General features: G+C 38.2%; 14 protein-coding genes. All 14 read left to right on the forward strand.

The genetic code is table 11. The annotated features are described in order from the left end of the window. Position 1 precedes the first annotated feature (1 nt). The 14 genes from DEU42_RS14490 to DEU42_RS14555 are packed head-to-tail and all read left to right on the forward strand — an operon-like array spanning position 2 to position 10,271. A complete protein-coding gene (locus DEU42_RS14490; protein ID WP_114759027.1) occupies positions 2–754 on the forward strand; it encodes an ABC transporter ATP-binding protein in 753 nt (250 codons plus the stop codon). Then, the gene (locus DEU42_RS14495; RefSeq protein ID WP_114759028.1) at positions 747–2,027 is read left to right on the forward strand and encodes an ABC transporter permease; all 1,281 of its coding nucleotides are present in this window, start codon (positions 747–749) and stop codon (positions 2,025–2,027) included. The genes DEU42_RS14490 and DEU42_RS14495 overlap by 8 nt, the downstream gene beginning before the upstream one ends. Next, complete coding sequence (locus tag DEU42_RS14500; RefSeq protein WP_114759029.1) at positions 2,002–2,451, forward strand: acyl-CoA thioesterase; 450 nt, start codon at positions 2,002–2,004, stop codon at positions 2,449–2,451. Before DEU42_RS14495 ends, DEU42_RS14500 begins: the two co-directional genes overlap by 26 nt. Then, positions 2,451–3,596: a beta-ketoacyl-[acyl-carrier-protein] synthase family protein gene (locus DEU42_RS14505; protein WP_114759030.1), complete on the forward strand. Its 1,146-nt coding sequence runs from the start codon at positions 2,451–2,453 to the stop codon at positions 3,594–3,596. Before DEU42_RS14500 ends, DEU42_RS14505 begins: the two co-directional genes overlap by 1 nt. Continuing rightward, a complete protein-coding gene (locus DEU42_RS14510; protein WP_114759031.1) occupies positions 3,586–4,197 on the forward strand; it encodes a 3-oxoacyl-ACP synthase in 612 nt (203 codons plus the stop codon). Before DEU42_RS14505 ends, DEU42_RS14510 begins: the two co-directional genes overlap by 11 nt. Position 4,198: 1 nt before the next feature. Next, positions 4,199–4,456 (forward strand): phosphopantetheine-binding protein, encoded by a 258-nt coding sequence (locus DEU42_RS14515; RefSeq protein WP_114759032.1) that lies wholly within the window; start codon positions 4,199–4,201, stop codon positions 4,454–4,456. A gap of 2 nt (positions 4,457–4,458) precedes the next feature. Further along, complete coding sequence (locus DEU42_RS14520; RefSeq protein WP_199509101.1) at positions 4,459–5,655, forward strand: beta-ketoacyl-[acyl-carrier-protein] synthase family protein; 1,197 nt, start codon at positions 4,459–4,461, stop codon at positions 5,653–5,655. After that, positions 5,655–6,719 (forward strand): beta-ketoacyl synthase N-terminal-like domain-containing protein, encoded by a 1,065-nt coding sequence (locus tag DEU42_RS14525; RefSeq protein ID WP_114759034.1) that lies wholly within the window; start codon positions 5,655–5,657, stop codon positions 6,717–6,719. Before DEU42_RS14520 ends, DEU42_RS14525 begins: the two co-directional genes overlap by 1 nt. Then, positions 6,713–7,483 carry a polysaccharide deacetylase family protein gene (locus tag DEU42_RS14530; protein WP_114759035.1) on the forward strand — a complete coding sequence of 257 codons (771 nt, stop codon included), beginning with the start codon at positions 6,713–6,715 and terminating at the stop codon, positions 7,481–7,483. Before DEU42_RS14525 ends, DEU42_RS14530 begins: the two co-directional genes overlap by 7 nt. Further along, positions 7,473–8,102 (forward strand): outer membrane lipoprotein carrier protein LolA, encoded by a 630-nt coding sequence (locus DEU42_RS14535; protein ID WP_233506700.1) that lies wholly within the window; start codon positions 7,473–7,475, stop codon positions 8,100–8,102. Before DEU42_RS14530 ends, DEU42_RS14535 begins: the two co-directional genes overlap by 11 nt. Continuing rightward, entirely contained in the window at positions 8,068–8,691 is a 624-nt protein-coding gene (locus DEU42_RS14540; protein ID WP_114759036.1) for a hypothetical protein, read from the forward strand. Before DEU42_RS14535 ends, DEU42_RS14540 begins: the two co-directional genes overlap by 35 nt. A 7-nt stretch (positions 8,692–8,698) precedes the next feature. Beyond that, positions 8,699–9,310: an outer membrane beta-barrel protein gene (locus tag DEU42_RS14545; RefSeq protein ID WP_114759037.1), complete on the forward strand. Its 612-nt coding sequence runs from the start codon at positions 8,699–8,701 to the stop codon at positions 9,308–9,310. 53 nt (positions 9,311–9,363) lie between these two features. Then, on the forward strand, positions 9,364–9,735 hold the full coding sequence (locus DEU42_RS14550) for a 3-hydroxyacyl-ACP dehydratase (protein WP_114759038.1): 372 nt from the start codon (positions 9,364–9,366) through the stop codon (positions 9,733–9,735). A gap of 50 nt (positions 9,736–9,785) precedes the next feature. Next, positions 9,786–10,271, forward strand: coding sequence for a hypothetical protein (locus DEU42_RS14555; RefSeq protein WP_114759039.1), 486 nt, complete (start codon positions 9,786–9,788; stop codon positions 10,269–10,271). Positions 10,272–10,300: the final 29 nt, after the last annotated feature.

Here is a 10,300-nt window from a genome sequence, read left to right on the forward strand (position 1 = left end):
AATGAGCAGCACCATCATTGAAATACAATCGCTTTCTAAAAAATACAAAGACGCCGATTTCTTTTCGGTGGATGATTTGTCATTATCGGTTAAGAAAGGTGAAATATTTGGATTACTTGGTCCTAACGGAGCAGGAAAGACTACACTTATTTCGATGTTATGTGGTTTGATAAAGCCCACATCAGGAAGTTTTACAATTGATGGGCTGTCCTATAAAAACGATGCAAAAGCGATCAAGAAGATTATTGGGGTCGTGCCTCAGGAATATGCATTGTATCCTACGCTTACAGCTTATGAGAATCTGATGTACTTTGGCAGTATGTATGGGCTTAAAGGCAAAGACCTGAAACAAAGAATTAATGATTCTCTTGATTTTCTCGGTTTGCTTAAGTTTGCTGACAAACAAATAGAAACCTTTTCGGGGGGTATGAAACGAAGAGTAAATCTTATTGCCGGATTGCTTCATGAGCCGGCAGTTTTGTTTCTGGACGAGCCTACTGTGGGTGTAGATGTACAGTCGCGAAACGTGATCATAGAATACCTTAAGCAGATAAACCAAAGAGGAACTACTATTATTTATACCTCACATCACCTTGCCGAGGCACAGGATTTATGCAGCACAATTGCCATAATAGATACCGGTAAAGTAATTATAAAAGGTGCTCCTGAAGAGATTATAGAGGTAACAAAAAATGCACATTCTCTCGAAGATGTGTTTTTATCATTAACCGGTAATGAACTAAGAGATGAATAAGCTGCTAATATCTATATACAAGGAAATGCTGCTGCTGAAACGCGACATGGGAGGGCTTGTTATATTATTTATCATGCCGCTGTGTCTTGTTATTACCATAACGCTTATTCAGGACAGTACTTTTAAGACTGCAACCCAAAGCAAGATACCCATATTACTGGTAGATAATGATAAGGGTGAAGTATCTAAGATGGTGCAGAAAAACCTTGCAGGAAATGATTCTTTTAGTGTTATTACCCAAAGCAACGGCAAGAATATAGATGAAGCATTCGCCAAAGAAAAAGTGTTTGATGGCGATTATCAATTGGCAATTATTATTCCTGAAGGATTAAGTTCGGGCTTAAAAACCAAAGTGGAGGAGAATGTGGCTAAGATAATGGAGGGATTGGGTGCAACGGACTCTGTTACGGCAGCTAAACCCCAAAAAATAACGCCAAAAGAGGTTCGTTTATATTTTGATCCTGCCTCGCAAACAGCTTTTAAAACAGCTGTGAAAAGTACGGTAGACAAAATGATCTCGCAGATTGAGACAAAGTCGATATATGATGCTTTCAGTGAACAGTTAGGGGAAGAAAGTACCGCTGCATTTAAGCAGGAAAGTTATATAAGCTTTAAAGAGATAGTGCCCATGTTCGATAACAAAGAGCAGGTGCCTAACTCTACACAGCATAATGTGCCTGCATGGACATTGTTTGCCATGTTCTTTATTGTAGTGCCATTGTCAATAAACCTGGTAAAAGAGAAAAACCAGGGCACTCAGGTTAGGCTAAGGACAAACCCTGTATCATATGCTACAGTTATTGGAGGAAAAACGGTAACCTATCTGATTATTTGTATGCTGCAGTTTTTCCTGATGCTTGCTACAGGAATGTTTATCTTCCCTAAAATTGGACTGCCGATCCTTGAGCTGAACGGTACCTTTTTTATGATGAGCCTTGTTGCATTGTTTAGCGGTTTGGCAGCGATAGGTTTTGGGATATTGCTTGGAACTGTTGCTAAAACGCAGGAGCAGTCGGCGCCATTTGGTGCGACGTCCGTAGTTATACTTGCTGCTGTAGGCGGAGTATGGGTACCTGTTTTTGCAATGCCCGAAATAATGCAGTATGTGGCTAAGGCATCACCCATGAACTGGGGGCTTGAAGCCTTTTATGATGTGCTTTTACGAAATAATTCAATAGCAGAAGTATGGCCGCTACTGTTGGCTTTATTTTTGTTTTTTATAGGTATGATAGGCCTGTCTATAATTTATGATGAGAAGAAAAGAGCAATATAGGGAAGTTACAGAGCTTACAGTTCAGCAGGAAATAAGGGTTCGTTTTAACGAAACCGATCCGCTTGGTATTGTATGGCACGGCTATTATATTACCTATTTTGAAGATGGGCGTGAGGCATTTGGCCGCAAACATGGTATTGGCTATCTTGATGTACATGAACATGGTTATACCACGCCAATTGTAAAATCAGGCTGTGAGCATAAATTGCCATTAAAGTATGGCGATGTTGCTACCATAGAAACAACTATTGTTGATACTCCGGCTGCAAAAATGATTTACAGGTTTAAAATATATAACGGTGAAGGAAATCTGGCCTGTACCGGTGAAACCATTCAGGTTTTTGTAAACGATGAAGGTCAGATGGTGTTAAATTACCCTCCTTTTTTTGAAGAATGGAGAAAAAAAGTGGGACTGGATAAATAATGAAATTGAAGAATATATATATAACCCATACCAATTGTATTACCCCGCTTGGCTTTGATGTAGATAGCAATATTGAGGCTATAGCTAATGGTATTACCGGTATAAGCAAACAGGAAAACAGTATGCTGCCCATACCGTTTTATGCAGGGGTTGTAAATAATGATAAGCTTGAGGCTGCTTTTGCTGTAATAAGTAATAATCAATCGTATACCCGATTGGAAAAAATGATATTACTGGCTTTGTACCCGGTACTACAGAAATCGGGAGTAAAACCGGACAGCAAAACGGCTTTAGTGCTTTCAACCACTAAAGGAAATATTACTTCGCTTTCAAAAGGCAATAACTTACCGGACGAAGCTTACCTTCAGGGATTGGCAAACAATGTTGCAAATTTCTTTGGCTTTACTACAGAACCTGTGGTTGTGTCTAACGCCTGTGTGTCGGGTATTATGGCAATATCGGTAGCGAAAAGACTTATACAGGCAGGAATATATGATAATGCCTTTGTGGTTGCAGGAGATGAGGTTTCTGAATTTGTACTTTCAGGATTCAATTCGTTTCAGGCGATGAGTGCAGAGCCATGCAAGCCTTATTCTGCCAACAGGACAGGAGTTACACTGGGTGAAGCAGCAGCGGCAGTATTAGTGACAAAAGAGTCGGTTAATGCTAAAGCAACAGTGATTGGCGACGGATCTATAAACGATGCCAACCATATATCCGGGCCGTCGCGTACGGGAGAAGGACTGGTTAGAAGCATAGAAAGTGCACTGAAAGAATCGGGGATTAGTGCCGGAGCGATCGATTATATTTCGGCTCACGGAACAGCGACACCTTTTAATGATGAGATGGAAGCTATAGCTTTTAACAGGCTTGGGCTGAATGAAGTTCCTGTAAATAGTTTAAAAGGATATTACGGGCATACACTTGGCGCTTCGGGATTACTGGAAACAGTTATCGCACTCGAAGCAATGGATAAGAACAAACTCTTCGCTTCGATGGGTTATGATGAACCGGGGGTATCTCAGGCTATAAATGTGATTGAAAAAACAGAAGAGAAGGAAATAAATTACCTTCTTAAAACGGCTTCAGGTTTTGGAGGCTGTAATACGGCAGTGATATTTGAAAAGGCAAACAATGGCAAATAATTATTTTATAACAGATCACTGTATCATAGAAAAGGGAAAGGTTTTGCATAACGGGCAGGAAGTTTTTGCTATGCCTGAAGCAGCGTTTCCTGACTTTGCCAAACAAGCCTATAAACACCTGAATACAGATTATGCCAAATTCTTTAAGATGGATAATCTGAGCAAATTATCTTTTCTGGCAGCCGATATACTGCTTAAGGAGTATATTGCCGACGGTTCGAACAATACAGCATTATTATTTGCCAACTCGTCATCGAGCCTTGATACGGATGTTAAATACAATGATTCTATTGCCGACAAAGACGACTATTTTCCGAGCCCTGCGGTATTTGTATATACTTTGCCTAACATTTGCATGGGGGAGATAAGTATAAAACATAAGCTTTATACTGAAAATAGTTTCTTTATATTTGAGGCTTTCAATCCGGAATTTTTTGCGGCGTATGCTCAAGCTTTACTGGATACGGCTAAAGCTGATAGGGTGCTGTGCGGATGGGTAGATTTTTTGAAAGACGATTATAAAGCTTTTATGTACCTGGTGTCTAAAGAACAGGGTACAGCTCATACAAAAGAAAACATACAAACATTATATAACAATTAAGATGGAAGCATTAAAACAGGAATTAAAAGAAAAAATCATCGATGTTCTTAACCTTGAAGACATTGCTGTAGAGGATGTGAATGATAATGATCCGCTTTTTGGCGATGGTCTTGGACTTGATTCTATCGATGCGCTTGAGCTTATAGTAATGCTTGATAAAGATTACGGAATTAAACTTGCCGATCCTAAGGAAGGTAAAGCTATATTCCAGTCTATAGAGACTATGGCAAAATATATCTCTGAAAACCGTACAAAATAATAATGAGCAGGGGAGTTGCCATAACCGGTATGGGAATTATTTCTTCGATAGGTAATTCTGTCGAAGAAAATTTTAATGCCCTGATTCAAAGCAAACCGGGTATTACGGTAATAGAAAACATAACAACGGTTCATAAGAACGTTATTAAGGTTGGCGAAATAAAAAAGACCAACGGACAACTTGCTGCCGAGCTTGGCCTTGCTGCTGATAATAACTATTCTCGAACCGCAATGCTTGGTGCTATTGCTGCAAAACAGGCAGTTAATAATGCCGGGATTACAGATATTAACGAATTTAATACAGGACTTATCTCTGCCACCAGTGTAGGAGGTATGGACATGACCGAAAGGTTTTTTTATGATTATGCCGAAAGTGATGAGCACAGAAGGTATATCCTGTCTCACGATGCCGGTGATGTAGCCCATAAAATTGCCGATCAATTAGGGCTTAAGGGTTTGGTTACTACAATTAGTACAGCCTGTTCGTCGGCAGCAAATGCTATTATGCTTGGCGCAAGGCTTATAAAAAATGGTAAGCTGGACCGAGTTATTGTTGGCGGAACGGATGCCTTATCAAAATTTACCATAAATGGTTTTAAGACCCTGATGATACTTTCGGATACCTATAATACTCCTTTTGATAATGACAGGAAAGGTTTGAATTTAGGTGAAGCGGCAGCTTTTTTAGTGCTGGAAAGTGATGCAGTGGTAAAGCAACAGAACAAAAAAGTACTGGCCTACCTTTCGGGTTATGGTAATGCAAATGATGCTTACCACCAAACAGCATCTTCGGAAAATGGTGATGGTGCTTTCCTTTCAATGGAAAAAGCATTTAAGATATCAGGATTAGCCCCTTCGGATATTGATTATATCAATGCTCATGGTACTGCTACACCTAATAACGATCTTTCTGAGGGCAGGGCAATAATCAGGGCTTTTGGCAATAATGTACCGGAATTTAGTTCTACCAAGCCGTTTACGGGTCATACCCTTGCAGCGGCAGCGGCTATAGAAGCTGTATATAGTGTTTTAGCGCTTCAAAATGGTGTAGTATATCCTAACCTTAATTTTAAGACACCGATGGAAGAATTTGATATTGTTCCGCAAACGGAGCTTAAAGAAAAAGAGATCAATCATGTGCTGTCAAATTCATTTGGATTTGGTGGTAACTGTTCAACCCTTTTGTTTTCAAAGAGCTAATGAAAAAGTGTTATATCAACGGTACAGGATGCGTTTCGTCGCAAAAAACCATTAACACGGCTTTTTTGCAGGATATCATTGTAAACGAGAATGAAAACGTACTTGAATTATCAGTACCGGATTATAAAGAAGTGATTCCGCCGGCGGCTGCAAGAAGAATGGCCAAAGGTGTGAAAAATGGTATTGTTGCTTCGCATTGGGCGATGAAAGAAGCCGGTGTCCATAATTTAGATGCAATCATTACAGGTACAGGAATGGGATGCTGTATAGATTCTGAGAAGTTCTTAAAGGCACTTATTGATAATAAAGAAGAGTTTCTGACTCCCACTTCATTCATTCAGTCAACGCACAATACCGTAGGTGGACAAATTGCTTTGGGGCTGGAATGCAAAGCATATAATTTTACGTATGTAAATGGGGCAGTTTCGTTTGAATCTTCGCTTATTGATGCAAAAATGCAGCTTGATGAAGAAGAGGCCGCAACGATATTAGTTGGCGGAGTAGAGGAGAATGCCGAGGCGACAACTAATTTTTTACAGCTTACAGGCATTATAAAACCCAAAGAACAGTCATCTTATAGTGTTCTGGATTCTGATACCACTGGAGCAGTATTTTCAGAGGGGGCAGTGTTTTTTGTGCTTGAAGATGACAAAAAGGAAACTACCTATGCCGAACTTAATGATGTGACCATATACAATACCCTTGAAAAAGAGGAAGTGGAGGCAAAACTTGAATCGTTTCTTAAAGGTAACGGGCTCTCAGTAAATGATATCGATGCTGTGGTGTTAGGGTATAACGGTGATACTTTGTATGATGGCTATTATACGATACTGGCAGATGGTGTTTTAAAAAACACACAACAACTGTATTATAAACATCTGAGCGGAGAATTTAATACGGCTTCAGCTTTTGGGCTTTGGGTGGCTTCGCATGTTGTAAAATTACAAGAAGCTCCGGAGGTCCTAAGTGTGAACGATGTCAAGGCTGCCGGATATAAGAATATATTGCTTTACAATCAGTACAGGGGCAAAGATCATAGTTTTACATTAGTGTCTCAATGCTAACCCATAAAGTAAATACAGGATTTTTTCTCGCTGTAATTGCTTTTCTGGTTGCTTATTCCGTTTTTAATCCGCTATCCTGGTGGGTTTATTTAATCCCGTTAGCTTTATGGTTTATTATAACAGGATTAGGATCTGCATTTGTTCAGTGGGGATATTATGTTAAGACATTAAACAGAGGAGAAAAGTCGGGTAATAAAATTGCCATTACATTTGATGACGGGCCAACTTCTGAAACCATAAAAGTTCTTGAACTGCTGAGCAAATATGATGTAAAGGCTACTTTTTTTTGCATTGGTAAACAAATAGAGAAACACCCAGATATTTTTAAGCAAATAATGGATGGAGGCCATACTGTGGGCAATCATACATTTAATCATTTGCCTGAAATGGGATTTTATTCAACGGACAAAATACTTACTGAGATTGTTAAGACAGATGAGCTTGTAAGCAGAAATGGCTTGCAACTAAAACTTTTCAGGCCACCATATGGAGTTACCAATCCTAATATGGCAAAAGCTCTAAAGCGAACAGGACATGCTGTTGTAGGCTGGAATATTCGCTCGCTTGATACTGTAATAAACGACGAGAACCATATTCTTAAACGTATAACAACACGTTTAGCTCCGGGAAGTATTATATTGCTTCATGATACTTCGCAAAAAACGGTAAATGTGTTGGAACAATTATTGATACTTTTGAAGCAGCAAAATTTAAAGGCTGTTGCCGTAAATGAATTACTAAACATACCTGCTTATGAAGAATAGTGTTTTTTATTTTTTGTTTTTGATTTCTACTGCCTTTGGGGTGGCTCAGGAACAAAAAATGAGTACAGCAGAAATAACCGCTTTTAAAAATGCTGTAAATACTGTTGCTAAAAATACTAAAAGCCTGACCACGGACTTTGTTCAGTACAAACACATGGATTTTCTTTCGAAAGATATAGAAACATCAGGCAGGATGGCTTTTAAGACTCCCGGTATGCTGTTATGGCAATATACAAAGCCTTATCAGTATAGTGTGATTTTTAAAAACAATAAGATTGCCATAAACGATGCAGGAAAGAAAAGCGAAATGAATGTGGGCAACAGTAAGATGTTTGCAAAGCTTAACAAACTCATTGTAGGCAGTGTTAGCGGCGATATGTTTGACGAGAATGAATTTACGATTTCTTATTTTAAATCGGCAGAACATACCATTACCAAACTATTGCCAAAGGATGCCGCTTTAAAAAAGTACATAAAGCAAATGGAACTTTATTTCGATAAAAAGGCGAATATGGTTTCTCAGGTAAAAATGATAGAACCTTCGGGCGATTATACTACAATTGTATTTAAAAACAAAGTTGCCAATGCGCAGGTTTCTGATTCTGTTTTTACTAATTAGCAGTTGCCTGCTTACGTCCTGTGCTGTACAGACGGTAAAAGGGCTGGAGGAAAAAACACCTCAGGCCACGACGTATACTACCACCTATTTTTCCAATCCCGAAACGGATTATGTTTATAAAGCCCACATTTCTGTTTACGGAAAAGACTTTGGGGGGATATTTATTGCTAAAAAGATAAATGATACTCTTTATAGGGCTGCCTTTACCACGGAGTTTGGTAACAAGCTATTTGATTTTGAAATTACTGACAATAGTTTTAAGGTAAATTACATACTTGAAGAACTAGATAAGGGAATAATTGTAAATACGCTAAAACGCGATTTTACGTTATTGCTAAAAGCAAACCACAATATAAGCGGACAATATGAAAATGAAAATAATATTGTGTATAAATCGGGGGATAGAGGACGCTACAATTACCTATTTACAGACAAAGCCAGTGGCAGGCTTTTTAAAATCGTAAACGCCACAAAATCAAAAGAAAAAATTGTAATAAAATTCAGCGAAGAAAATAATATATTAGCCAAAAAAATTGTAATTGACCATAAAAATATCAGACTTAAGATTTCACTTAACTATATACAATAAAATTACTATGAAAAAACTTTTGTTATTCTCTATGCTGGTTTTTGCTGCGTTTGCTGCAGAGGCTCAGGTTACTTTTAAGCCGGGCTTAAGGGCAGGTGTTAACTTTTCAAGAATCACCGATACTAATCTTGATGGAAAAACAGATTTCTATGTAGGTGGTTTTGGAGCTCTAAAGCTTTCAAGGTTTTATACCCTTCAGCCTGAAATTACCTATTCGCGACAGGGGGCTAAAGGTGATGCGCTTGTTTATAATGATATTGATGGAAGTTATTCTCCTCAAAATGTTGATATAAGCATTCAATATATTTCACTTAGCGCTTTAAGTAAATTTACATTTAATGACAGGTTCAATGTCCATGTAGGACCTACATTTGACATTGTAGCAAATTCAGGGCGCTATGTTTATAATGATGTTGATTTGGGCATTACTGCAGGTGTAGGCTATACACTACCAATGGGACTTACTATTGAAGCACGCGTTAAGAAAGGTATTATTGAGCCTGTAGATTCTTATTATTTTCAGGACAACTACAACTATAACGATGATCTTTATGCTAACAACCTTGTTTTTTCGGTAGGTGTATCGTATAGTTTTGATGTAACAGGCACAACGAAATAAAAAATAAACTGCATATTTGCGGCGAGACTTCAGAATACATTTTAATATATACAATGCTGCTTAAAGATTTTTATACCATAAAGTCATTTGAAAGTACAGATGGCCAAAAATATGTTGCAACGATTATGCTCAATAAGGATCATGATGTGTTTAAAGGTCATTTTCCTGGTAATCCCGTAACACCGGGAGTATGCATGATGCAAATTATTAAAGAACTTACGCAGCAGGCAGTAAATACTCCGTTGATAATGATAAGCGCCAGTAACATTAAATTTATGGCGCTTATCAATCCGGAGATAAATCCTTTGCTAAGGCTGGAGCTTGATATAGTTACCGCCGATGATGCCACAATAAAAGTGAAGAATACCTCTTATTTTGATGAAACGGTAGCGTTAAAATTAAGTTGTATTTACCGTAAAAATTAGTTGTTTGGACAGATATTTACCAATTTTACTATAGTTTTAAACTGAATATCATGAAGTTACTGGCGGTTTTCTTTACGGCTTTATTGTTTTTATTATCCGATCTAACCACGGTTCGCAAACAGTATTTGGGTGCTCCTAACTCACCGGAAGTAACTGAAGAACTTTTCGAATCTGTAAAAGCGGTTAAAGATGACAGTTCTGACAATACTTTAGTGGCCTATAAAGCTGCTGCATATACACTCATGGCTAAGCACGAAAAAGTACTGCTTAAAAAGAAAGATCTTTTTACACAGGGGGCTAAACTTTTGGAAGCCGTAATTAAAAGGGATCCCAGTAATTATGAAGCAAGACTGCTCAGGCTGAGCATTCAGGAAAATGCACCAAAGATTACCGGATACAATAAGAAAATTGCTGAAGATAAATCCTTTCTCGTCAGGAATTTTAAAATTCAAAAGCCCGATCTTAAAGAATATACTAAAGGCTTTGTAAAAGTTTCGACTTCGTTTAATAGTGAAGAAAAAGCACTGTTCAATTAGGCAACATAGTATTAATATTGCGGTTTTTG

The sequence above is a fragment of the Flavobacterium sp. AG291 genome, from assembly GCF_003350375.1.
GTDB lineage: Bacteria > Bacteroidota > Bacteroidia > Flavobacteriales > Flavobacteriaceae > Flavobacterium > Flavobacterium suzhouense.

Coding starts and splice junctions, on each gene's coding strand:
- DEU42_RS14540 (WP_114759036.1), top strand. CDS start 8,068: ATGCGCAGGTTTCTGATTCTGTTTTTACTAATTAGCAGTTGCCTGCTT.
- DEU42_RS14515 (WP_114759032.1), top strand. CDS start 4,199: ATGGAAGCATTAAAACAGGAATTAAAAGAAAAAATCATCGATGTTCTT.
- DEU42_RS14505 (WP_114759030.1), top strand. CDS start 2,451: ATGAAATTGAAGAATATATATATAACCCATACCAATTGTATTACCCCG.
- DEU42_RS14490 (WP_114759027.1), top strand. CDS start 2: ATGAGCAGCACCATCATTGAAATACAATCGCTTTCTAAAAAATACAAA.
- DEU42_RS14495 (WP_114759028.1), top strand. CDS start 747: ATGAATAAGCTGCTAATATCTATATACAAGGAAATGCTGCTGCTGAAA.
- DEU42_RS14545 (WP_114759037.1), top strand. CDS start 8,699: ATGAAAAAACTTTTGTTATTCTCTATGCTGGTTTTTGCTGCGTTTGCT.
- DEU42_RS14510 (WP_114759031.1), top strand. CDS start 3,586: ATGGCAAATAATTATTTTATAACAGATCACTGTATCATAGAAAAGGGA.
- DEU42_RS14525 (WP_114759034.1), top strand. CDS start 5,655: ATGAAAAAGTGTTATATCAACGGTACAGGATGCGTTTCGTCGCAAAAA.
- DEU42_RS14520 (WP_199509101.1), top strand. CDS start 4,459: ATGAGCAGGGGAGTTGCCATAACCGGTATGGGAATTATTTCTTCGATA.
- DEU42_RS14535 (WP_233506700.1), top strand. CDS start 7,473: ATGAAGAATAGTGTTTTTTATTTTTTGTTTTTGATTTCTACTGCCTTT.
- DEU42_RS14500 (WP_114759029.1), top strand. CDS start 2,002: ATGATGAGAAGAAAAGAGCAATATAGGGAAGTTACAGAGCTTACAGTT.
- DEU42_RS14555 (WP_114759039.1), top strand. CDS start 9,786: ATGAAGTTACTGGCGGTTTTCTTTACGGCTTTATTGTTTTTATTATCC.
- DEU42_RS14530 (WP_114759035.1), top strand. CDS start 6,713: ATGCTAACCCATAAAGTAAATACAGGATTTTTTCTCGCTGTAATTGCT.
- DEU42_RS14550 (WP_114759038.1), top strand. CDS start 9,364: ATGCTGCTTAAAGATTTTTATACCATAAAGTCATTTGAAAGTACAGAT.